The organism is Luteimonas sp. A537 (genome assembly GCF_054052065.1).
Genome location: NZ_JBSVRH010000002.1, coordinates 685,272 through 707,799 on the forward strand (window position 1 = coordinate 685,272; position 22,528 = coordinate 707,799).

Sequence of the window (22,528 nt, forward strand, 5' to 3'; positions counted from 1 at the left end):
CGTCAGCACATATCGCGGCGGCCAACGGCCGCCGGGATATGACTCTTTACTTGATGATCTTGGCAACCACGCCCGCGCCGACCGTACGGCCACCCTCGCGGATCGCGAAGCGCAGGCCCTCGTCCATCGCGATCGGGTTGATCAGCGTCACCACCATCTTCACGTTGTCGCCCGGCATCACCATCTCGACGCCTTCCGGCAGCTCGCAAGCACCGGTGATGTCGGTCGTGCGGAAGTAGAACTGCGGGCGGTAGCCCTTGAAGAACGGCGTGTGGCGACCACCCTCGTCCTTCGACAGCACGTACACCTCGGCCTCGAACTCCGTGTGCGGCTTGATCGAACCCGGCTTGCACAGCACCTGGCCGCGCTCCACGTCGTCACGCTTGGTGCCGCGCAGCAGCAGGCCCGCGTTGTCGCCCGCCTGGCCCTGGTCCAGCAGCTTGCGGAACATCTCGACGCCGGTGACCGTCGTCTTGACCGTCGGGCGGATGCCCACGATCTCGATTTCCTCGCCCACCTTCACGATGCCGCGCTCGATGCGACCGGTCACCACCGTGCCGCGACCCGAGATCGAGAACACGTCCTCGACCGGCATCAGGAACGTCTTGTCGATGTCACGCTCCGGCTCCGGGATCCAGGTGTCCAGCGCGTCCACCAGCTTGATGATCGCCGGCACGCCGATGTCCGACTGGTCGCCTTCCAGCGCCTTCAGCGCCGAACCATGGATGATCGGCGTGTCGTCGCCCGGGAAATCGTACTTCGACAGCAGCTCGCGCACTTCCATCTCGACCAGCTCAAGGAGCTCGGCGTCGTCGACCATGTCGGCCTTGTTCAGGAACACCACGATGTACGGCACGCCGACCTGGCGCGCCAGCAGGATGTGCTCGCGCGTCTGCGGCATCGGGCCGTCGGCGGCCGAGCACACCAGGATCGCGCCGTCCATCTGCGCGGCACCCGTGATCATGTTCTTCACGTAGTCCGCGTGACCCGGGCAGTCGACGTGCGCGTAGTGGCGCGTCGGCGATTCGTACTCGACGTGCGAAGTCGAGATCGTGATGCCGCGAGCCTTCTCTTCCGGCGCCTTGTCGATCGCGTCATAGGCATGGAACTCGCCGCCGAAACGTTCCGCGCCGATCTTCGTCAGCGCCGCCGTCAGCGTCGTCTTGCCGTGGTCCACGTGACCGATCGTGCCCACGTTCACGTGGGGCTTGGTGCGCTCGAACTTACCCTTGGCCATGATTGCGTATCTCGTTGAACTGTTGGATGGAGGCCCGCGCTTTCCGCTGCGGGACGAAGATGGTGCTCACGACTGGAATCGAACCAGTGACCTCCTCCTTACCAAGGAGGTGCTCTACCGACTGAGCTACGTGAGCGTGAGTTGTACCCTGGCGCCGCGGTTCCAATGATACCCCGCGGTGGAGCGGGAGACGGGAATCGAACCCGCACCATCAGCTTGGAAGGCTGAGGTTCTACCGTTGAACTACTCCCGCGCCGGGATGAAGCTGGTGGAGGGAGGTGGATTCGAACCACCGAAGGCGTAAGCCAGCAGATTTACAGTCTGCCCCCGTTGGCCGCTTGGGTATCCCTCCAGCACATGGAACCTTTGAAATCAGCCCGCGATTTTGACGTGCCGGATCGAGGCTGTCAACGCCTGCGGCACATTTCCGCACGCCGTGCGACACCGGGGCGCCGCGCCGACGCCCGCCGGCTCAGACGTTGAAGCGGAAATGCAGGACGTCGCCTTCCTGCACCCGGTACTCCTTGCCTTCAAGGCGCAGCCGCCCGGCCTCGCGCGCGCCGGATTCGCCCCGGTAGCGCAGGAAGTCGTCGTAACCGATGGTCTCGGCGCGGATGAAGCCCTTCTCGAAGTCGGTGTGGATCACCCCGGCCGCCTGCGGCGCGGTGGAGCCGGCCTTGACCGTCCACGCACGGACCTCCTTCACGCCGGCGGTGAAATAGGTCTGCAGCCCCAGCAGGCTGTAGGCCGCGCGGATGACCCGGTTCAGGCCCGGCTCCTCCAGGCCCAGGTCGGCCAGGAAGACATCGCGGTCGGCGTCGTCAAGTTCGCTGAGTTCCTCTTCGATGGCGGCGGAGACCGGCACCACTTCGGCGCCCTCGCCCGCCGCCCGCTCGCGGACGACGTCCAGGTGAGGATTGCCGTCGAACCCGTCCTCGAGCACGTTGGCCACGTACATCACAGGCTTCAGGGTCAACAGGAACAGGTCGCGGACCGCGGCACGATCGTCTTCCGACAGGCCCAGCGCGCGCACCGGCCTGCCGGCGTCCAGGCCGGCACGCACCCGCGCCAGCACCTCAACGCGCGCCTTGGCGTCCTTGTCACCGGTCTTGGCCGAGCGCTCGGCGCGCTGCAGGGCCTTTTCGACCGACTCCAGGTCGGCCAGCGCCAACTCGGTGTCGATGGTCTCGATGTCGGCGATCGGGTCGACCTTGTTGTTGACGTGGATCACGTCGTCGTTCTCGAAGCAGCGCACCACGTGGCAGATCGCGTCGACCTCGCGGATATGGGCCAGGAACTTGTTGCCCAGGCCCTCGCCGCTCGCCGCACCGGCCACCAGGCCGGCAATGTCGACGAACTCGACCGCGGTCGGGATCACCTTCTGCGGGTTGATGATCTCCGCCAGCGCGTTCAGGCGCGGGTCCGGCACCGGCACCACGCCGACATTGGGCTCGATCGTGCAGAAGGGGAAGTTGGCCGCGGCGATGCCCGCCTTGGTCAATGCGTTGAAGAGGGTCGACTTGCCGACGTTCGGCAGGCCGACGATGCCGCATGTGATGCCCATTGTTCTGTCAGGTCCTGTTGGTGTGCAGCCGCTTCATGGCTTCGTTGAAATCGCCGGCCATGGCCAGCGGCAGCACGTCGAACGCCTCGTCGATGGCGCGTCCGATGAGAATGTCGTCGTCGGGCGACGGGCGCCCCAGCACCCAGCCGGTGACCCGGTCCTTGTGCCCGGGATGGCCGATGCCGACGCGCAGGCGGTGGAACCGGCCGTGCCCGAGCAGGCGCATGGTGTCGCGCAGCCCGTTCTGGCCGCCGTGGCCGCCGTCGAACTTGAGCCGGGCGGTACCCGGCGACAGGTCCAGCTCGTCGTGGACCAGCAGCGCCTGTTCCGGCTCGATCTTCCAGAAGCGAAGTGCGGCGACCACCGACTTGCCGCTGAGGTTCATGAAGGTGGCCGGCTTGAGCAGCCAGGCCTCGTGGCCCGCGATCCGGACCTTCGCAGTCTCGCCGTACAGTTTGCCGTCGACCTTGAAGCGCTCGCCCTCGCGATCCGCAAGGGCGTCGACAAAACGGAACCCGGCATTGTGCCGGGTCCGTGCGTGCTCGGTGCCGGGATTGCCCAGCCCGACGATGAGTCGAAGGCCGTCCATCGGGTCGACGCCGGCCGGCGCGCCCGGATCGGGGCGCCGGCGCGAAACGCCTTACTTCTCCTGGGCGTCGTCCTGCTTGCTGGTGGGGACTTCGGCATCGGCCGCATCCTCACCCGCTTCCGGCTCGGCCTCGACGCGCGCGTGGCGGGCCACGGCGACGGCGGGGTTGTGCTCTTCGTCGAGCTTGACCGCGAGCTCGACGCCTTCGGGCAGCGCGACGTCGGACAGGTGCACGGTATCGCCGAGCTCCATCTTGCCCAGGTCGACCTCGATCGATTCCGGCAGCTTGCCAGGCAGGCAGATGACTTCGACCTCGTTGAGCTCCTGGGTCAGGACCACGCTCGCATCCTTGCCGGCAGGCGAGGTTTCAGCGTTCACCAGGCGCAGCGGCACGTTGACGCGGATGGCTTCGTTCTCGTTCACGCGCTGGAAATCCAGGTGCATGATCAGCTGGCGGTACGGGTGGCGCTGCATGTCGCGCAGGAGCACCCGCTCGACCTTGCCGTCGACCTCGAGGTCGAGGATCGACGAATAGAACCACTCGTGCTGGCTGGCGACCCAGGTCTTTTCCTGGTCGAGCTGGATGCTCTTCGGGGCGGCTTCGCCACCGTAAACGATGGCGGGGACCTTGCCGGCATGACGCAGGCGGCGGCTCGCACCCTTACCTTCGTCCTTGCGGCTGGAGGCCGTGATCTTGTTCTCGTTCATCAGTTTTGCTCACTTGCTCTGGATTGATCGCCTCGCGGCGGATGGTGACTCCCCCGCGACCAGGGGAGCCTGTTGAAACGGGTCGGGATGCGGCCGGGGCCGTCAGTCCACGTACAGCGAACTCACCGATTCGCCGAAGGCGATGCGGCGGATGGTTTCGGCCAGGAGCTCGGCAACGCTGAGCTGGCGGATGCGGCCACAGGCGCGCGCCGCGTCGGAAAGCGGAATGGTATCAGTCACCACCAGCTCGTCGAGCTGGGAGCGCATCACGTTGTCGATGGCGGCACCCGACAGCACGGGATGGGTGCAATAGGCGACGACCTTGGTGGCCCCTTCCGCCTTCAGCGCCGCAGCGGCGGCGCACAGGGTGCCGGCGGTATCGACGATGTCATCGACCAGCACGCAGGTCTTGCCGGACACGTCGCCGATGATGTTCATCACCGTGGCCACGTTGGCCTTCGGACGGCGCTTGTCGATGATCGCGAGGTCCGCATCGTCCAGGCGCTTGGCGATCGCGCGGGCGCGGACCACGCCGCCCACGTCCGGGCTGACCACGACCATGTTGTCGGTGCCGTGCGCGCGCCAGATGTCGGCCAGCAGCAGCGGCGAGGCGTAGACGTTGTCCAGCGGGATGTCGAAGAAGCCCTGGATCTGGTCGGCGTGCAGGTCGACGGTCAGCAGGCCGTCCGCCCCGGCCGCGGTGAACATCCGCGCAGCCAGCTTGGCCGTGATCGGCACCCGCGAGGAGCGCATGCGGCGGTCCTGGCGGGCGTAGCCGAAGTACGGCACCACCGCGGTGACGCTGCTCGCCGAGGCGCGCTTGAGCGCATCGATCAGGGCCAGCACCTCCATCAGGTTCTCGGCGGTCGGGGCGCAGGTGGACTGCACCACGAACACGTCCTGGCGGCGCACGTTCTCCTCGATCTCGACCTGCACCTCGCCGTCGGAAAACGTGGACACCAGCGCCTTGCCGGGACGCACGCCGAGCTCCCGACACACGGCCTGGGCGAGCGGGCGGTTGGCATTGCCGGAGAAGATCAGCAGGTTGCCATCTTCTTTTTTCACGGGACTACTCCGCTGGGGACGCTGCAAACAACGATGTGATTGGCAGGGGCGGCAGGATTCGAACCTGCGAATGCCGGGATCAAAACCCGGTGCCTTGGGCCACTTGGCGACGCCCCTGCGGTGACCAGGCCGCAAGTGCATCCAGCAGCGGCGAGCGCGACACGCCGGCCACCACCCGGGCACGAAACCCGGCAGGCAGCGCGGCGAGCGCGGCTTCGGCGTGCCCGCGCGTGGCGAACTCGACGAAGCAGCCGCTGCCCGTCCCGGTCAAGCGTGGCGTACCGATGCGCGAAAGCACCTGGAACGCGGCCTCGACGGCAGGTTCCAGGGCACGCAGCACCGGCTCGAACGCATTGGCGAGCAGAGCACCCGAAGCGAAGTCGGACATTGTCGCGGGCGCGGCATCCCTCGTCAATTCAGGGGCTTGGAACAGGGTCGCAGTGGCGACGTGGACACCCGGGTCGGCGACCACGTACCAGGCCGGCGGCAGCTCCATCGGGGCCAACACCTCGCCGACGCCCTCGGCCCAGGCATTGCGGCCGTGGACGAATACCGGCACGTCTGCGCCAAGGCGGGCACCCAGCACCGCAAGCGCGTCGCTGCCGGCATCCAGGCTCCAGAGCGCGTCCAGCGCGCAGAGGACAGTGGCCGCGTCTGAGGACCCACCGCCGAAGCCACCTCCCGCGGGAATGCGCTTTTCAACGCAAATGTCCGCACCATGGGCGACGTTGAACGATTTTTGCAGAAGTTTTGCCGCGCGCAGACTGAGGTCCAGCGCTTCGGGAACGGCTCCGAGATCCTCGCCGTGGCGAACGATGCGGCCATCGATGCGCGGGCGCAGGTGCACGGAATCGCCCCAGTCGAGGATCCGGAACACCGTTTGCAGCTCGTGGTAGCCGTCGGCACGGCGCCCGGTGATGTGCAGGAACAGATTGAGCTTGGCCGGCGCCGGCCACGCAGACCAGCCGGGCGCGGTCATGGCCCGGCCTCGCCCCAATCGTCGACGACCAGGCGCACGCCGGCGTCGCCACGCCCGGCATCGATGCGCAGCGGCAGCGCCGGATGCCCGCCACCGGCTTCTCCCCACCTGCGGAACTCGATGGTCCAACCCGCCTGCTCCAGGCGTGCGGGCAGCAGGTCGGCGCCGAAGTCCATGCGCGCGGGACCATGCTCGGCTTCGTCGGCCGGCAGGCCGCGCAGCCACGCGCCCAGCGCGCCCACGGGCACGTCGAGGCCGGTGGCTTCGAGCAGCAGTCGCTGGCCATCCGGACCGGTCCGCGTGCCGCCCTCCATGCCCTCCAGACGTGCACCGCCGGCGTCCACGGACAAGCGCCAGCTTTGCCGGGTCACCGGTGCCGCCAGCGCGATCTCGATGGCCGCGCCGTCCTGGCGCCATTCAATGCGTCCGCTGCCGCCCCTGGCGCCGCGGGTGATTGCCGCGCGCCCGGCCAGCTGCCAGGCCGGCATCGCGGCGAGTGCCTGCGCGCGCCCGGCCTGGATGGCTTCCGCACGCTCCAACGCGGCCGCTTCAAGCGCCGGCAGCGTCGCTGGAGGCAGGGACCGCGTTGCGCAGGCGGCAAGCGCGCCGGCGCAGGCCAGCCCGAACAGGATCCGCGGATACCTCATGCGCCGACATCCTCCAGCGCGCGCTGCAGCGAGCGATTGTCGGGATCGATGCCGCGGGCATCCTCGAACCATTCCATGGCCTCGTCCCGACGACCCAGCTGCCACAGCACGGTGCCGACGTGCGCGGCGATCTCGGCGTCCTTCTCGAGCACGAAGGCGCGGCGCAGTTCGATCAGGGCCTCCTCATTGCGGCCCAGCCGGTGCAGCACCCAGCCATAGCTGTCGATGATCGCGGCGTTGGTAGGCTCCGCCACCCGCGCGCGCTCGATGAGTTCCAGCGCTTCGCGGTAGCGGTCGGTGCGGTCGGCCAGGGTATAGCCCAGCGCGTTCAGCGCGGCGCTGTTGTCGGGCTCGGCCACCAGGATGCGGCGCAGATCGGCCTCGGCGCGGGGAATGTCGTCGCGGCGTTCCCACATCAGCGCGCGCGAGTACAGCAGCGCGGATTCGTCGGGAAACGCGGCCAGGCCACGCGCCAGGACATCCAGCTCGGCGGCGGCGTGGCCGTCCTCGCGGCGCAGCTCCGACTCCATCAGGTAGGCATCGCGACGCAGGCGGTCGTCGGCGCCGGCATCCTGCTGCAGGGCGTGGAGCGCTTCGTAGGCCTCTTCGCCGCGCTCGAGATCGTGCAGCATCTTGGTTGCGCGCAGGCGCGCGGTGGCGCGCTGCTCGCCGCCAGGGACGCTGCGATACCAGTCCAGGGCTTCGCCCGGCCGTTCGAGGAATTCCGCGACCTGGGCCAGCAGCAGCCGCCGCGCCGGATTGGGCACCTCGGCACCCTTGGCCAGGTCGTCGTAGAGCGCGGCCAGCGCGACCTTGTCGTCGGCGTCGGCCAGCAGCGACGCGCGCAGCGCCACCTGGCCGAGGTCGTCATCGCCACCCGGGGCGACGGCAAGCAGGGCTGCGCCCGCCGCGGGATCACCGAGTCCGGCATAGGCCAGCGCCACGCGCGCACGGATCCGCGGCGCCGCGAGGGCGCCCCCGGCGGCCAGCGCATCCAGCACCGCGCGGGCATCGTCGCCATGGCCGGTGCGGTGCAAGTGCTGGACCCGCAGCAGGCCCATGGCGGGGTCGTCGGGATGCAGCTCACGCGCCACCGCGTCGATGCGACCGAACAATTCGTCGTCGCCCAGGCCGAGCGCAAGCTGCCCCGCCGCCGACAGCGGCATCGGCTCGGTGGGCAGGGCGCCGCGATCGAACAGCTGCCCGAGCACGCGCGCGGACAGCGCAGGGTCGCGGCTGCCGGTGCCGAGCACTCCGAAGGTGGCCAGCCAGCCGCGCGCGCCACCTTCGCGCAACATCGCTTCAAGCTCACGCCTTGCGGCCCGCGCCTTGCCGGTGCGCAGGGCCAGGGTGGCGTCCGCACCCTGCATGCCGAGCGACTCGGGGGCCCGCTCGCGCCACAGCGCCAGCGCCTCGCCGAGCGCCCGGTCATCGCGCCCCATCAAGGCGTAGCGGGTGGCCCGGGAGGCCAGCGCGGCATCCCCGGGCGCGGCCCGCGCAGCCTTGAGGTACCAGTCCACCGCTTCGTCCAGGCGCCCGGCGGATACCGCGAACTCGGCCGCCATGACCTCGCGCAGGGGAACTTCCGCGGAGCCATCGCCGGCCGCCGCCGGCGCCGCCGTGCACAGGACCGCGGCCAGCAGCGCGGCCAGCGCCCGAATGGGCGCGGAACGCCCGTTCCGGGCGCTGCGGGACGCGCGAGGCGCGGGCACCGTAAAATGTCGCCATGTCATGCCGGCACTTTATCGCAAGCACCTGAACGAATGAGCCTTGTCGCCATCGGCCTCAACCACCAGACCGCGCCCGTCGAACTGCGCGAACGGGTGGCCTTTGCCGACGATCGGCTGCGCCACGCGCTGGCGGACCTGCGCACCCTGCCCGGCGTGCGCGAGGTCGCGCTGCTGTCGACCTGCAATCGCACCGAACTCTATGCCGTGGCCGACGACGGCGGCCGCGCGCTGGCGAACTGGCTGGCCACCCACCCCGAAGACCCGATGGGCGATGCCGGTTCGCTGCAGGCCTATCTGTACCGGCACGCCGACGCCGACGCCGCACGCCATCTGTTCCGCGTCGCCACGGGCCTTGATTCGATGGTGCTGGGCGAGCCGCAGATCCTTGGCCAGGTGAAGCAGGCCTGGTCGATGGCGCGCGGCGCGGGCACGCTGGGCGGGCAGCTGGACCGCCTGTTCCAACACGCCTTCGTTACCGCCAAGCGCGCGCGCACCGAGACCCGCATCGGCACCAGTCCGGTCTCGATGGCGTCGATGGCGGTGCGCTTGGCGCAGGACAGCTTTGCCCGGCCCGAGGATTCGGTCGCCCTGCTGGTCGGCGCCGGCGAAACCATCGAGCTGGCCGCCCGCCACCTGGCCGCGGCCAAGGTCAAGCAGCTGATGGTGGCCAACCGCACCTATCGCCACGCCGAGGAGCTGGCGCACCGGCACGGCGGCATGGCCCTGCCGCTGGACGAGCTCGAGCACCACCTGCACCTGGCCGACATCGTGTTTTCCGCCACGGCCAGCCGCGAACCGGTCATCAACCGGGCCGCCGTGGAGTCGGCGATGCTCGCGCGGCGCCATCGCCCGATGCTGCTGCTCGATCTTGCCGTGCCGCGCGACATCGACCCCGAAGTCGGCGGCCTGCGCGATGTCTACCTGTATACCGTCGACGACCTCGAGCGCGCGGTCGAGGACAACCGGCGCAACCGCCGCGAGGCCGCCGACGCCGCCGAGTCGATCATCGACCTGCAGGTGGCGAGCTACGAGCGGATGCGGGCCACCGGCTCGCGCAGCGGCCCGATCCGGCGCCTGCGCGCCCACGGCGAGGCGGCGCGCAGCGAGGTCCTGGAACGCGCGCGCCAGCAGCTGGCCGCCGGGCAGTCGCCCGAGGCGACCCTGGAATTCCTTGCGCACACGCTGACCAACCGCCTGCTGCACGCGCCTACCGCGGCGCTGCGCGAGGCCGCCGCCGCCGGTGACACCACCATGCTGGAGGCCGTCGAGCGCATGCTGCCCCCCGGTCATGCGGGCGCCCCACCCGCCGCCACCCCTCGCCCGGGCACCGACGATGCTGCCGACCCTGCGCCGTAAGCTCGAGGCCCTGGCCGAACGTCGCGACGAACTCGAGCGGCTGCTCGCCGAGCCTTCGGTCGCTGCCGACCAGTCGAAATTCCGCGCCCTGTCGCGCGAATTCGCCGGCCTCGACCCGCTCGCTGCCGCCCTCGCCGACGAAGGCCGCGCGCGCGCCGACCTCGAGGCCGCCGAGGCGATGCGCGCCGATCCGGAACTGCGCGAACTGGCCGAAGACGAAGTCGAAGCGGCGACCGTGCGCCTGGCCGAACTCGACGACGTGCTGATGGCCCTGCTGGTGCCGCGCGACAGCCGCGACGACGGTGGCATCTACCTCGAAGTCCGCGCCGGCACCGGCGGCGACGAGGCCGCGATCTTCGCCGGCGACCTGCTGCGCATGTACACGCGCTATGCCGAACGCCAGGGCTGGCGGGTCGAGGTCGAATCCGCCAACAGCGGCGAACACGGCGGCTTCCGCGAGGTCGTGGCCCGGGTCGAAGGGGCCGGCGCATACGCGCGGTTGAAATTCGAATCAGGGACCCATCGCGTGCAGCGGGTGCCGGAAACCGAGTCCCAGGGCCGCATCCACACCTCGGCGGCGACGGTCGCGATCATCCCGGTCGCGGAGGACGGCGAGCCGATCGAGATCAACCCCGCCGACCTGCGCGTCGACACCTTCCGCTCGTCGGGCGCCGGCGGCCAGCACGTCAACAAGACCGACTCCGCGATCCGCATCACCCACCTCCCCTCCGGCGTGGTGGTGGAGTCGCAGACCGAGCGCTCGCAGCACGCCAACCGCGACAAGGCGATGAAGCGCCTGCGGGCGATGCTGGCCGAGGCCGAGGCCGAGCGCCGCGCCGCGGCGACGGCCGCCAGCCGCAAGCTGCAGGTCGGCAGCGGCGACCGCAGCCAGCGCATCCGCACCTACAGCTATCCACAGGGCCGGATCACCGACCACCGCGTTGACGGCCTGACCCTGTACGACCTGCCCAACGTGATGGACGGCGCGCTCGATGCACTGGTGGACCGCCTCACCCGCGAGCACCAGGTGGACGAACTGGCGCGCCTGTCGGAGCAGGCCTCGTGAACCCCGGGGTTCCCGCATGAACGCGATGCGGGACCCCCGCGACGAAGCGCGACGCGCAGTGGCGGCCGCTCCCGGCAATCCCATCGCCTGGGTCGTACTGGCCGACGCCGAGCTGGACGCCGGCGACGGCGCCACCGGCGAGGCCGCCGCCCGACGCGCGCTGGCGCTGGCGCCAGGGCATCCCGAAGCGCTTGCACGCCTGGGCCGCGCGCAGTGGCTGCGCGGCCAGCATCGCGCGGCCGTGGACAGCCTCGGCCAGGCCGCCCGCGCGGCCCCTGGCCACCCCGGCATCGCGCTGTGGCTCGGCCATGTCCTCGAGGATATCGGCGAGGCCGAAGCCGCGTCGGAGGCCTATGCCCGCGCCCACGCCCTTGCGCCCGGCTCGGCGCAGATCGCCGCCTATCTCCTTGCCTGGCGCAGGCGGCTCTGCGATTGGCGCGGCCTGGACGCGCTGTCGGCCCAGGTGCGCGGTGCGGTTGCCCGCGGGGAGGCGGCGGTGGAGCCGTTCGCTTTCCTCAGCGAAGACGGCGACGCCCTGGAGCAGCTCCGCTGCGCGCGCCTCAACGCCGCCGGCATCGCGCGCGCAGTACGACCGCTGCCACCGCGCGGGCATGCCGCCGGCGACGGCGCGCTACGCATCGGCCCGCTGCGCATCGGCCTGCTGTCCAACGGTTTCGGCGCCCACCCCACCGGCCTGCTCACGGTCGCCTTGCTGGAGGCGCTGCGCGCCGAGCCCGGGCTCGAGGTACACCTGTTCGCGCTCAATCCCGGCGACGGCAGCCTGGTTCGCCAGCGGCTCGAAGCGGCGACCACGCTGCATGACGTGTCCGGGCTGCCCCATGCCGCGGTGGCGCTGCGGATCCGCGAGGCCGGCGTCGACATCCTCCACGACCTGCGCGGCTGGGGCGGCGGCGGCACTCCCGCGGTGCTCGCGATGCGGCCCGCGCCGGTGCAGGTCAACTGGCTGGCCTACCCCGGCACGTCAGGCGCGCCCTGGATCGACTACGTGCTGGCCGACGGCTTCGTGCTGCCGCAGGCCCTGGAGGCGGGGTTTTCCGAAGCCGTCGCGCGGCTGCCGCGCTGCTTCCAGCCCTCCGATACGCGTCGCGCGCCGGCAACGCCGCCTGCGCGCGCCGAATGCGGCCTCCCGGACACCGGCGTGGTGTTCTGCTGCTTCAACAACAGCTACAAGACCAATCCGGCCAGCTTCATGCGTGCGATGGCGGTGCTCCGCGGCGTACCCGGCAGCACGCTGTGGCTGCTCTCCGGTCCCGGGCGTGGCGACGATCGCCTGCGCGCCGCCGCGACCTCGGCAGGCCTCGACCCGGCGCGCCTGGTATTCATGGCCAAGCAGCCCCACGCGGCCTACCTGGCGCGGCTGCAGCTCGCCGACCTCTTCCTCGACAGCAATCCCTACAACGCCCACACCACCGCGTCCGACGCGCTCTGGGCCGGCTGCCCGGTGCTGACCCGCCCCGGACGCACCTTCGCCGCGCGCGTGGCCGGCAGCCTCAACCACCACCTCGGCATGGACGAACTCAACGTGGCCGACGACCGCGCCTTCGTCGAGCTCGCCATCGCCCTGGGCAAGGACCCGGCCCGGCTCCGCGATGTCCGCGTCCGGCTGGAACAGCTTCGCGCGTCGTCCGGGCTGTTCGACATGGCCGGGTTCGCGCGCGACTTCGCAGCCATGGCCAGGGCCATGGCCGACCGCCACCGCCGCGGGCTGGCGCCGGGCCCCATCCAACTGCACGAGGAGTCTTCGTGACCCGGGAATTCCGTGGCAAGGATTACAAGCGCGAGATCAAGGCGCTGCAGCTGGAACTGGTCGCGATGGCGCGCTGGGCGCGCCATCGCGGCGAACGCATCGTCGTTCTGCTGGAAGGGCGCGACACCGCCGGCAAGGGCGGCACCGCCAAGGCCATCACCGAGCACCTGGACACCCGCCAGTACCGCGTGGTCGCGCTACCAAAACCGAGCGAACGCGAGCAGGGCGCGTGGTACTTCCAGCGCTACATCCCGCACCTGCCCACCGCCGGCGAGATCGTGCTGTTCGACCGCAGCTGGTACAACCGCGCCGGCGTCGAGCAGGTGATGGGCTTCGCCAGCCAGGACCAGGTCGACGCGTTCCTGCGGCAGGCTCCGGTGTTCGAGAAGCTGCTGGTCGACGACGGCATCCGCCTTTTCAAGTACTGGCTGTGCTGCGACCAGGAGCAGCAGGAGGAGCGCTTCGCCGAACGCCGCGAGGATCCGCTCAAGGCCTGGAAGCTGTCACCCATCGATCTCGAGGCGCGGCTGCGCTACGACGACTACACCCGCGCCCGCGAAGCGATGCTGGTCGCCACCCACACCCCGCACGCGCCCTGGACCCTGGTCGACTACAACCACCAGAAGTCGGGGCGCCTGGCCCTGATCCGCAACCTGCTCGACCACCTGCCCGACGTGACCGTGCCCGCGTGCCACCCGGAGTTCCCGCCGCTGCCGGGCAAACCGCTGAAGGAGCGCTACGGGGTGGTCGAGCCGATCCCGCCCTACGCCACCGGCGACGACTGAAGCCCCTCCGGACGACTGAAGCCCCGTGCAGGAGCAGCTGGGGAACGCGGGTCAGCTGCCTTGGCCGGGTGCCGGGCCGCCGGCGGCTTCGATCGCCTGCTCCAAGTCCGCGGCCGTCACCGGGCCGAGGAACGTCTTCACCAGGCGTCCGTCCGGCGCGACCAGGCAGGTGAGCGGCAGGCCGCGCGGGGTCGGGAAGTCGCGCGGCGGATCGTAGGTGTCGATGATCGCCACCGGATACACCACCGGGCGCTTCTGCAGGAACGCGCGCAGGGTCTCCGGATCGGTGTCCTCGTAGGCCAGGCCGATCACCTCGATGTGCTCGCGCATCGCGTCAAGCGCGGACAGCTCGGGCATTTCCTTGATGCAGGGCGCACACCAGGTCGCCCAGAAGTTCACCACCACCCAGCGTCCGCGGCGCTCGGCCAGGTCGTAGCTGTCGCCATCGAGGGTGGTCACGACGAGGGACGGATACCCGGCGCCTCCGGCACCCGGGGCCGAGTCGGCCCCTTCAGCCGCAGCCCCGGGCGCATCATCCGAGCCGTTGCCGGGTGCCCCGCTGCGCACATCGCCCGGTCTCGGATCAGGCGCCGTGGCCGGGGGCGGCGCCTCCAACGCGCCCGGTCCTTGCGCATCCTCGCGCTGGCAGGCGACAAGGAGTGCAAGGGCGAGGCAGGTGGCAAGGGCGTGGCGCAGTGGCATGTCGGTCATCCGGGCGGTGGTTCGAGGCAGTCACCGACGCGGCGGCGGAGCAGCTCGCGCAGCGGCAGCCGCAGCTGGTCGATGGTGGCGATCACCGCGGCGCCGCGGGCGTCATCGGCGCCCGGCAAATGTGCCTCGGAGATCGGGATGCGCAACTGGCCGGCTTCGTAGAGTTCGGCCAGGCTGAGGTCGTCGAGGTCGCGCGCCAGCAGCCATTCGCCGCCCTCCGCCCGGCGCACCACGCGGATCGACTCCAGCTGTCCGAGCGTCTCCTGCACCAGTGCATCGGTGAGCACAGGCTCGCAGTCGAGGATCTCGTCGCTGTGCAGCCCCCTGCCCTCCGCGCGCGCCTCCCGCAGGCGGGCGAGCAGGCGCAGCATGGCGTAGATCTCGTAGCCCTGCGGCAAGCGCATGTGTGCCGGCTGGTAGCGGAACGCCGACACCGAGGATGCGAACGAGGCACCCAGCAGCACGCTCACCCAGCCGAAGTACAGCCACAGCAGGAAGATCGGCACGAAGGCGACCGCGCCATAGATGTTCTGGTAGCCGTTGAAGCTGCCAAGGTAGATGCCGATCAGGCGACGGGCGGCCTCGAGCAGCAGCACCGCCACCACCGCGCCGGCGAAGGCGTGCCGCCACTGCACGGTGCGGTGCGGCACCACGCGGTAGATCATGGCAAACGCCAACAGCTCGATGACAACCGGAGCGGCGCCCAACAGGGTGTCCTGCAGCCATTGCCCGGCGCCGGTGCTGAACACCTCCAGCGCGAAGATCCGGCCAAGCACCGACAGGCTGGCCGCGGCCACCAGCGCACCCAGGGTCAGCACCGTCCAGTACACCAGGAAGCGCGAAAACTGCGGCCTTGCGGAATGGACGCGCCAGATCCGGTTGAAGGCGGATTCGATCCCGAACAGCGTCACCAGCACCGAAACCACCAGTGCGATCACGCCCACGGCAGTGAGCTTGCCGGTGTTCCCGGAGAACGACAGCAGCCAGTCGCGGATGCCCTCGGCCGAGCTGGGCACGAAGTTGGCGAAGATGAAGCCGGTCAGCAGGTCGCGCCATTCCTCGAACACCGGGAACGCCGACAGCACGCCGAACACCACCATCGACAGCGGCACCAGGGCGAACGTGGTGGTGAACGACAGCGCGCCGGCGGCCTCGAACAGGCGGTCGTCGAGGAAGCGCCGCCACAGGAAGCGGGCGAAGGTCGTGGCGCGCGCGCGGTCGCGCAGGCGCTCGCCCCAGCGGTTGAGCGAATCCAGTGGCTCCATCGTCGCGAGGTTAACCGATCGCGCGGCACGCGACGGCCTGCGGCTATGCTTGCCGGCCCCGGAGGAGAACCCATGGCCGAGATCCTTGTCCTGTACTACAGCCGCGGCGGCTCGGTGGCCGCGCTTGCCCGCCAGGTGGCGCGCGGCATCGGCGAGGTCGAGGGCATGTCCGCGCGCCTGCGCACCGTGCCGCCGGTGGCGCCGGTCACCGTGGTCGCGACCGCACCGGTGCCCGAGGAGGGCGCGCCCTATGTCGAAAGCCGCGATCTCGACGAGTGCGCCGGGCTGCTGCTCGGCAGCCCCACGCGCTTCGGCAACATGGCCGCGCCGATGAAGCATTTCATCGACGGCCTCGGCAGCGAGTGGGCCAGCGGCACCCTGGTCGGCAAGCCGGCCGCGGTGTTCACCTCGACCGCCACCATGCACGGCGGCCAGGAATCCACTCTGCTGACGATGATGCTGCCGCTGCTGCACCACGGCTGCGTGATCGCGGGCATCCCGTTCACCGAGCCGGGGCTGTCGGCGACGCGCACCGGCGGCACGCCCTACGGCGCCAGCCACGTCGCCGGCGGCGACAACGACCCGACGCCCAGCGACGAAGAGGCGCGACTGGCACGTGCGCTGGGGCGGCGGATCGCCAGTCTCGCAGCGAGGCTTTCCTGATGGCGTTGCCGGCATCCCGGGGCGTCCTCGGGGCCCTGCTGCTGGCCTTGGCGGCGCTGTTCGCCGCCTGGTTCGCCGATGACGCACGCTACCTGCAGGCGCTCGCGGTGTTCACGCTGCCGCCCCTGCTGCTCGGCATCGGCGTGCTCGCACGCCGGCGTACCGCCCCGTTCTGGGCCGGGGTGCTGGCCCTGGGCTGGTTCTGCCACGGCGTGATGCTGGCCTGGGAGCGGCCCGGCGACCGCGCCTGGGCGCTGGGCGAAGTACTGCTCGCGCTTGGCATCGTGTTTGCCGCGAACTGGCCGGGCCTGAGCGCGCGCTTCGGCGGGCCGGGCCGGGGGAAGGGAAACGACTAGAATGCGCAACCTGCCGACGCGCTGCTCCGGCCCGGCCGCATGCCTTTGAGGAACACCCGATGGAAGAACTCCTGATCGTCACCACCGGCGGCACGATCGACAAGGTCTACTTCGACGACAAGTCGGATTTCCAGGTCGGCGAACCGCAGATCGGGCGGATCCTCGAAGAGCTCGGGGTGGCGTTCCGCTTCCGGGTGATCCCGATCATCCGCAAGGATTCGCTGCACATCGACGATGCCGACCGCGAGCTGCTGCGCGCCACCATCGCGGCGCAGCAGGCGCGCCACGTACTGGTCACCCACGGCACCGACACCATGGTCGAGACCGCCAAGGCGCTGTCCTCGCTCGACGACAGGACCATCGTCCTCACCGGCGCGCTGAACCCGGCGCGCTTCCGCGGCTCGGACGCTGAGTTCAACATCGGCACCGCCGTGGGCGCCGTGCAATCGCTGCCGGCTGGCGTCTACATCGCCATGAACGGACGCATCTGGGACCCGCTCACCGTGCGCAAGAACGTCGCAGCCAACCGGTTCGAAGCAGCCTGACGCAGCAACGCGGCGGCGGCCTGTCGCGGCGCCGGTACCACGCAGGCTCCGATCAGGGTCGCGGCGGCATGGGCCGGGTGCGCGGCGGTCCGTCCGAAGGTGGCCGGGCCGGCGGCTGCGGCGTCCGCCGCACCCGCGTCTGCATGCCCAGTTCACCCATGAAGGCCAAGCCCAGGCGGGCGATGATGGTGGCATGCACTGCATCGCCGCCGAGGTTCTCGAGGGTGTCGTCCGGCGTGTGCAGGAGCGGGAAGAACGGCCCCTCGTCGTACATCGCCGCGGGGAACCCGGCCTGCGTCCAGGACGCGTGGTCGGAGCAGGCATAGCCGCAGCTCGAGTCGCTGCGGGTATGGCCCAGCGGCGCCAGGTAGACGTCGAACAGGTCCTTGAGGAACTGCACCAGCTGCGGGTGCGAGTTGTCGCTCATCACCCGGATGTCGCTGGTCGAGCCCGGCGCGCGGTAGTTGGTCATGTCCATCTGCAGCACGCCGACGACGTTGCGACCCTCGGCCGCGAAGTGCTGGGCGATGGCGCGCGAACCGCGCAGCCCGACTTCCTCAGCCGAGTAGCCCATGAACATCACCGTTCGCCGGGGCCGGTAGCCCTTGGCCATGGCGATGCGCAGTACTTCGGTGAGCGTCGCGATGCCCGACGCGTCGTCGTCGGCGCCCGGCGCGTCCATGTCGTCGCCGGAGCCGACGTAGGAAATCGAGTCCAGGTGGCCGCCCAGGACCACGATCTCGTCGGCGAGGTCGGTGCCCTGGATGGTGAGGATGACGGAAGGCTGGCCCGCGCAGTTGTTGCAGCTGGTGAACAGCTCGGCGCTGACATCGTCGCGGCCGGCGGCCAGCGCCAGCCACTGGTCGCGGATCCACAGCGGCGCGGCATGGCCGTGCGAGCTGGCGTAGTAGCGGTTGGGCCAGGCCGTGGACAGGTGCTGGATGGTGGCCCTGATCGCCGGCTCCGACACCTGCGGCAGCCAGCCCTCGATCAAGCGCTGCTGGTCGATCGTGTACTCCGGCAGCGCCGCCCGCTGGCTGCGCAGCGCGGCGTCCGAGGCCACGAAGGCTTCAGCCTCGGCGCGCGTGGCGAAGGCGAAGAAGCCGCCGCAGCGACGCTCGACCTCGTGCACATGCCGGCTCAAGTCCGCGACCTGGTGTTCGCGCAGGGTGGCCAGCACCAGTTGCCGACCAAGCGCGTCGCGTCGCGGCGCGACCTGCCCGCTGAAGTCGCGCAGCGCGGCCTCGAAGGTACTGCGCTCGGCGACCACGTGCACCGGCGCCATCGGATCGAATACCGACGCTCCATGGTCGTGCGCCAGCACGGACGTCGCCGCAAGCAGCAGGCCGGCGGCCGCAACCGTCTTCGCCAGAATCCCGGTATTCATGGTCCACCCCGTCGCCGATGCTCTTGAACGCGATCATTGCACGTCACGACCGACCGGCGCCCCCACCTGCGACGGACGCAAAAGAAAAGGTTCTTCTCCCGATTGAGGAGAGACGTACGGCCGGCCCGGCGGAGTGGCTGTTTCTTCTCGAGGCTCCGGGTGATGACGTGACAGTTGGGGCCGGGAGCTGCTCCGTCCCGGTGCGCGCTGCCCGTCCCGCACACAGGGGGTGTGCTCCCCCGGCCTGTCCGCGTCCTGCTCCCAAGGCCGGCCGCCGGCCATCCATGGCCGGCTGTACGCACACCCCCTGTGCACGGGACGGGCCGTGGCGTTTCTTGGCTTCGGGACGGAGATCAGGAGCGGGCGCGCTCGTGGGCGTAGCTGTGGCGTGGCTGTGCTTGATCCGGTGACGCCGCCGGGTTTCAACGTCGGCGTCGCCGCTTCTTCCCCCGACCGCGACAAAGGTCCGGGCCCGCCGTGGATGCAGGGGGGATGCCCAGAGCCGGCCATGGATGGCCGGCGGCCGGATCTGGGAGCAGGACGCGAATAATCCGGCTGGGCATCCCCCCTGCGTCCACGGCGGGCGGCGCACACCTCCCGGAGCAATCAACCGGAAGCCCTATGCAAATCGGGAGAAAAACCAAAAAAAAGCGGCGGGCGGGTCACCCGCCCGCCGCCGCTGCAAAGTGGACCACTCCGCTCAGTACGAACCGACCACCGACACGCCCGAATAAGCGCTGTAGCCGCGCACCAGCACGTGCCATGTGCCTGCCGCCGGACTGTTGAAGGTGCAGGTCTCGGCGTTGCCCGCCCGATACGGCCTGCAGCTGTAGGTCGACGTGGTCGGCGCCGAGCCCTGGCGCACGTACAGGTCGACATCACCGCTGCCACCGGACGTCTGCACCCGCAGCTGGCTGCGGCCCGCCGGAACCTGGATCGTGTAGCGGCGCTCGCTGTTCGCCGCGCCCGACAGGCCGGTCACCGGCACGCCGTTCTGCAGCTGGCTGCCGCCGCCACCGCCGCCACCGGTGCTGTAGCTGCCGCTGAGGGTGACGCCCGAGAACGCCGAATACCCACGCAGCATCACGTGGTACGTGCCTGCCTGCGGCGCGGCGAAGCTGCAGCTCTCGGCGTTTCCGGAGCGGTAGGGACGGCAGTCATAGGTCGATGTGGTCGGCTGCGAGCCCCGGCGCACGTAGAGGTCGAGGTCACCGCTGCCGCCGCTGGTGGCGATGTTGAGGTTGGTGGCGCCCGCGGGAACCGTGATCGTCCAGTACTGGGTGCTGCCGGAGCCACCGGAAATCCCGGTCACCGGCGTGCCGTTCGCAAGCTCGTTGTCGCCCGGGCCACCGGGATCCCCGCCACCACCGCCTGCCGCCGCGTCCACCGCCGCCTTGGCGTTGACGATGCCGGCACCGATCGGCTGCGACGGCGTGTTCGGGAAGGCCCTCGCCGTGCTCTTGATCAACGCCTCCACCTGGGCCGGGGTCTTGGCCGGGTTGGACACCGACTGGATCAGCGCGACCACGCCGGCCACGTGTGGCGCCGCCATCGAGGTACCGTCGTAGCTGGCATAGCTCTCGCTGCCCGGTCCCTGGCTGCCGGTATTGAGCGTGGAATAGATGTTCGAGCCCGGCGCTGCGATGTCGACGATGGCGCCGTAGTTGGAGAAGCTCGAGCGTGCGCCGCTGCTGGTGATCGAGCCCACGGCGATGACGTTGCTGCAGTTGGCCGGCGAGAAGCCCGAGGTGTTGGCGTTGCTGTTGCCCGCCGCGATCACGATGGTGGTGCCGCGGCCGACCGCGCCGTTGATGGCGCTCTGCATGGCGCTGCCGCAGCTGCCCGAGCCGCCGAGGCTGAGGTTGATGGCTTCCGCCGGGTTGGCATTGGCGGGCACGCCGCTGACCGAACCGCCCGAGGCCCAGATCACCGCATCGGCGATGTCGGAGTCGTAACCGCCGCCGCGACCGAGCACGCGCACCGGGACGATCTTGGCACCGTACGCGGTGCCGGCCACGCCCTTGGCGTTGTTGGTCACCGCCGCCACCGTTCCGGCAACGTGGGTGCCGTGCCAGCTGGACGCATAGCCGCCGGAGTAGTCGCCGGGATCGCTGGCGTCGTTGTCACGGCCGTTGCCGTCGCCGCCGACCGACGCCGAGGAGATGAAGTCGTAACCGGGCAACACGTTGGCGTTGAGGTCGCTGTGGTTGGTGATGCCGGTATCGAGCACCGCAACCACGGCGCCCGCGCCGCTGGTGGTATCCCAGGCCTGGGTGGCGCGGATGCCGCCGGAACCGGTGCCATAGCCCCACTGCTGGCTGAAATGGGTGTCGTTGGGGGTCATGACCAGCTTGTTGAGCTTGTCGACCTCGACATATTCAACGTTGGGATTGGCCGCGACCTGGCGCATCAGGCTCTCGGCCTCGACGCGGTCGAGCTTGCGGCTGGTGGTGATGACTTCGGCTCCCACCGCCATGCGGCGCTCGTGGCGCAGCATGAGCGGCGCGCCCCGTGCGCCTGCGGGCAGCATGCCGGCGGCCGACTTGAGGGCGGCATCGCGTTGCTTCGCGCTGGCCTGCTCGGGGCTGCCGTCGACATATTTGATGATGAAGCGATCGTGCTGTTCCGAAGCCTGCAGACCACTGAGGTTGATGCGCTCTGTGGCAAGTGCGGGTGCGGCGGCCAGAGAGACCAGGGCCACGGTCGTTGCAAGCGCGAGGGCGTGCAAACGCGCGCGGCGGAGCTTTTCGTCGGTCATGAGTGGTTTTCCCGGAGCGGTAGGCGTGCCGCACTTGGCGGCGTGGAGGCCGGCAGGGCACCGTTCCGGGAATCCCCTCCCCGTTGTGGCAGCCGCCGGACGCGAAACGGACTGACGCTTTTCGTCCGCAAAGTGACGCTAAGCGACACTCGCGCTGCCACGCAAGCGGAAACAGGACGCAATCGGCAGCACCACATGCGCCACCGGTCACAGTTCAGGAATTTATATGTGGAAACAGGAGGGACGGGCCTTGCGCTCGCCGTCCGGATCAGAACATTCCGGTTTCCAGGCGCGCGGCCTCGGACATCATGTGCCGGGTCCACGGCGGGTCGAACACCAGCTCGACGTCGGCCTCGACAACGGTCGGGATCATCTCCAGCTTGTTGCGGACGTCGTCCACCAGGATGTCGCCCATGCCGCAGCCGGGCGCGGTCAGGGTCATGCTCACCTCGACCAGGCGCTGGCCGTCGTCGCGATGGGTCACCTTGGCCTCGTAGACCAGGCCAAGATCGACGATGTTGATCGGGATCTCCGGATCGAAGCAGGTCCGCATCTGCGACCACACCAGGCGCTCGACCTCGGCGTCGTCGGCGCCCTCTTCCAGCTCCAGCGGCTGCGGCGGCTCCTTGCCGATGGCGTCGGCGTCCTCCCCGGCGATGCGGAACAGGTTGCCCTCGACGAAGATCGTGAAACTGCCGCCCAAGGCCTGGGTGATGTAGCCCACGCTGCCGGCGGGCAGGGTGACCTCGTCGCCCTGCGGAACGAGCACTGCGGCGCAGTCGCGCTCCAGGCGGACGGGTTCACTGTTGCGGGAATACATGTGGGTGCTCGCGACGTTCCGGTGCGGGTCCACCATTCTACCGCCGCGCGGGGCGCTATCCTGTACCACCCCGCAAGGCGCTCTGTTCCATGCCCCCACCCCGATCCCGGCCCGTCGCGGCGCTGGCACTGGCGCTGGCCGGAAGCATCGGCATCGCAGCGGCCTGGGTGCTCGTCGCCCAGGCCACCGGCCGCCAGTGCAGCTGGATGGCGGTGGTCGCGGCGCTGGACGCCGCGCTGCTGCTGCGCATGGGTCGGCAACGCCCGGGCCTTGCCCGCGCACTCTGGGGCGTGCTGGCCACGGCGCTGACAATTGTCCTCGCGAACTGGGGGATCATCGCCACCGAGGTCGGGCGCATGCTTGGCCTGGCGCCGTGGGCGTCGATGGGCAAGCTCGGGTTCGATCACGCCTGGCTGCTGGCACGGATGGCCAACGATGCGGTTGCGCTGGCCTGGCTGGCCGCGGGGATGGTGGTGGCCGCAGTCGCAAGCCGCTGACCGGGGCACTCGGCGCCCCAGCCCACCCACCT

The 22,528-nt window shown here is 70.1% G+C and carries 21 protein-coding genes and 4 tRNA genes; 8 read left to right on the plus strand and 17 right to left on the minus strand.

Going from position 1 to position 22,528, the window contains the following annotated elements:
* Positions 1 to 46 precede the first annotated feature (46 nt).
* The 12 genes from tuf to ACW7GZ_RS07215 form a co-directional block, all read right to left on the minus strand.
* Positions 47 to 1,237 (minus strand): elongation factor Tu, encoded by a 1,191-nt coding sequence (tuf, locus tag ACW7GZ_RS07160; protein WP_457008540.1) that lies wholly within the window; start codon positions 1,235 to 1,237, stop codon positions 47 to 49.
* A 60-nt stretch (positions 1,238 to 1,297) separates the two neighbouring features.
* Positions 1,298 to 1,373, minus strand: a tRNA-Thr gene (locus ACW7GZ_RS07165).
* A 43-nt stretch (positions 1,374 to 1,416) separates the two neighbouring features.
* Positions 1,417 to 1,490: transfer RNA gene (locus ACW7GZ_RS07170), tRNA-Gly, on the minus strand.
* Positions 1,491 to 1,503: 13 nt separating this feature from the next.
* Positions 1,504 to 1,589: transfer RNA gene (locus ACW7GZ_RS07175), tRNA-Tyr, on the minus strand.
* Between the two features lie 120 nt (positions 1,590 to 1,709).
* The gene (ychF, locus tag ACW7GZ_RS07180) at positions 1,710 to 2,801 is read right to left on the minus strand and encodes a redox-regulated ATPase YchF (RefSeq protein ID WP_457008542.1); all 1,092 of its coding nucleotides are present in this window, start codon (positions 2,799 to 2,801) and stop codon (positions 1,710 to 1,712) included.
* A 7-nt stretch (positions 2,802 to 2,808) separates the two neighbouring features.
* A complete protein-coding gene (gene pth / locus ACW7GZ_RS07185; RefSeq protein ID WP_457005462.1) occupies positions 2,809 to 3,390 on the minus strand; it encodes an aminoacyl-tRNA hydrolase in 582 nt (193 codons plus the stop codon).
* A gap of 51 nt (positions 3,391 to 3,441) precedes the next feature.
* Entirely contained in the window at positions 3,442 to 4,098 is a 657-nt protein-coding gene (locus ACW7GZ_RS07190; protein WP_457005464.1) for a 50S ribosomal protein L25/general stress protein Ctc, read from the minus strand.
* Between the two features lie 102 nt (positions 4,099 to 4,200).
* On the minus strand, positions 4,201 to 5,163 hold the full coding sequence (locus ACW7GZ_RS07195; protein ID WP_343255931.1) for a ribose-phosphate diphosphokinase: 963 nt from the start codon (positions 5,161 to 5,163) through the stop codon (positions 4,201 to 4,203).
* 40 nt (positions 5,164 to 5,203) lie between these two features.
* Positions 5,204 to 5,280 (minus strand) — tRNA-Gln (locus ACW7GZ_RS07200).
* A complete protein-coding gene (ispE, locus tag ACW7GZ_RS07205) occupies positions 5,243 to 6,142 on the minus strand; it encodes a 4-(cytidine 5'-diphospho)-2-C-methyl-D-erythritol kinase (protein ID WP_457008544.1) in 900 nt (299 codons plus the stop codon). Before ispE ends, ACW7GZ_RS07200 begins: the two co-directional genes overlap by 38 nt.
* The gene (gene lolB, locus ACW7GZ_RS07210) at positions 6,139 to 6,789 is read right to left on the minus strand and encodes a lipoprotein insertase outer membrane protein LolB (protein ID WP_457005468.1); all 651 of its coding nucleotides are present in this window, start codon (positions 6,787 to 6,789) and stop codon (positions 6,139 to 6,141) included. Before lolB ends, ispE begins: the two co-directional genes overlap by 4 nt.
* Positions 6,786 to 8,501, minus strand: coding sequence for a tetratricopeptide repeat protein (locus ACW7GZ_RS07215; protein ID WP_457008546.1), 1,716 nt, complete (start codon positions 8,499 to 8,501; stop codon positions 6,786 to 6,788). Before ACW7GZ_RS07215 ends, lolB begins: the two co-directional genes overlap by 4 nt.
* 51 nt (positions 8,502 to 8,552) lie before the next feature.
* On the opposite strand from ACW7GZ_RS07215, the gene hemA reads away from it, so the two are divergent.
* From hemA to ppk2, 4 genes are read left to right on the plus strand one after another with little or no spacing between them, the layout of a single operon-like run.
* Positions 8,553 to 9,875, plus strand: coding sequence for a glutamyl-tRNA reductase (hemA, locus tag ACW7GZ_RS07220; protein ID WP_457005472.1), 1,323 nt, complete (start codon positions 8,553 to 8,555; stop codon positions 9,873 to 9,875).
* Positions 9,853 to 10,941, plus strand: a complete 1,089-nt coding sequence (gene prfA, locus ACW7GZ_RS07225; protein WP_457008548.1) for a peptide chain release factor 1 — start codon at positions 9,853 to 9,855, stop codon at positions 10,939 to 10,941. The genes hemA and prfA overlap by 23 nt, the downstream gene beginning before the upstream one ends.
* 16 nt (positions 10,942 to 10,957) lie before the next feature.
* Positions 10,958 to 12,709 (plus strand): O-linked N-acetylglucosamine transferase, SPINDLY family protein, encoded by a 1,752-nt coding sequence (locus ACW7GZ_RS07230; protein WP_457008550.1) that lies wholly within the window; start codon positions 10,958 to 10,960, stop codon positions 12,707 to 12,709.
* Entirely contained in the window at positions 12,706 to 13,494 is a 789-nt protein-coding gene (gene ppk2 / locus ACW7GZ_RS07235) for a polyphosphate kinase 2 (RefSeq protein ID WP_457005478.1), read from the plus strand. Before ACW7GZ_RS07230 ends, ppk2 begins: the two co-directional genes overlap by 4 nt.
* 51 nt (positions 13,495 to 13,545) lie before the next feature.
* On the opposite strand, the gene ACW7GZ_RS07240 is transcribed toward ppk2, so the two are convergent.
* Both ACW7GZ_RS07240 and ACW7GZ_RS07245 read right to left on the minus strand, forming a co-directional pair.
* Positions 13,546 to 14,205 (minus strand): TlpA family protein disulfide reductase, encoded by a 660-nt coding sequence (locus ACW7GZ_RS07240; protein ID WP_457008552.1) that lies wholly within the window; start codon positions 14,203 to 14,205, stop codon positions 13,546 to 13,548.
* Positions 14,202 to 15,470: a YihY family inner membrane protein gene (locus tag ACW7GZ_RS07245; RefSeq protein WP_457008554.1), complete on the minus strand. Its 1,269-nt coding sequence runs from the start codon at positions 15,468 to 15,470 to the stop codon at positions 14,202 to 14,204. Before ACW7GZ_RS07245 ends, ACW7GZ_RS07240 begins: the two co-directional genes overlap by 4 nt.
* Positions 15,471 to 15,542: 72 nt before the next feature.
* On the opposite strand from ACW7GZ_RS07245, the gene wrbA reads away from it, so the two are divergent.
* The 3 genes from wrbA to ACW7GZ_RS07260 are packed head-to-tail and all read left to right on the plus strand — an operon-like array spanning position 15,543 to position 17,034.
* The gene (gene wrbA, locus ACW7GZ_RS07250; RefSeq protein ID WP_457005484.1) at positions 15,543 to 16,133 is read left to right on the plus strand and encodes an NAD(P)H:quinone oxidoreductase; all 591 of its coding nucleotides are present in this window, start codon (positions 15,543 to 15,545) and stop codon (positions 16,131 to 16,133) included.
* Entirely contained in the window at positions 16,133 to 16,489 is a 357-nt protein-coding gene (locus ACW7GZ_RS07255) for a DUF2069 domain-containing protein (protein ID WP_457005486.1), read from the plus strand. Before wrbA ends, ACW7GZ_RS07255 begins: the two co-directional genes overlap by 1 nt.
* A 59-nt stretch (positions 16,490 to 16,548) precedes the next feature.
* On the plus strand, positions 16,549 to 17,034 hold the full coding sequence (locus ACW7GZ_RS07260; RefSeq protein ID WP_457005488.1) for an asparaginase domain-containing protein: 486 nt from the start codon (positions 16,549 to 16,551) through the stop codon (positions 17,032 to 17,034).
* 52 nt (positions 17,035 to 17,086) lie between these two features.
* Here ACW7GZ_RS07260 and ACW7GZ_RS07265 read toward each other — a convergent pair whose 3' ends face one another.
* From ACW7GZ_RS07265 to sufT, 3 genes are all read right to left on the minus strand, one after another.
* Positions 17,087 to 18,421, minus strand: a complete 1,335-nt coding sequence (locus tag ACW7GZ_RS07265) for a M20/M25/M40 family metallo-hydrolase (RefSeq protein WP_457008556.1) — start codon at positions 18,419 to 18,421, stop codon at positions 17,087 to 17,089.
* Positions 18,422 to 19,121: 700 nt separating this feature from the next.
* On the minus strand, positions 19,122 to 21,179 hold the full coding sequence (locus tag ACW7GZ_RS07270) for a S8 family peptidase (protein WP_457008558.1): 2,058 nt from the start codon (positions 21,177 to 21,179) through the stop codon (positions 19,122 to 19,124).
* A 268-nt stretch (positions 21,180 to 21,447) separates the two neighbouring features.
* Positions 21,448 to 21,999, minus strand: coding sequence for a putative Fe-S cluster assembly protein SufT (gene sufT, locus ACW7GZ_RS07275; RefSeq protein WP_457005492.1), 552 nt, complete (start codon positions 21,997 to 21,999; stop codon positions 21,448 to 21,450).
* An 89-nt stretch (positions 22,000 to 22,088) separates the two neighbouring features.
* Between sufT and ACW7GZ_RS07280 the strand changes: the two genes are divergently transcribed.
* Positions 22,089 to 22,496, plus strand: coding sequence for a hypothetical protein (locus ACW7GZ_RS07280; protein ID WP_457005494.1), 408 nt, complete (start codon positions 22,089 to 22,091; stop codon positions 22,494 to 22,496).
* Positions 22,497 to 22,528 lie beyond the last annotated feature (32 nt).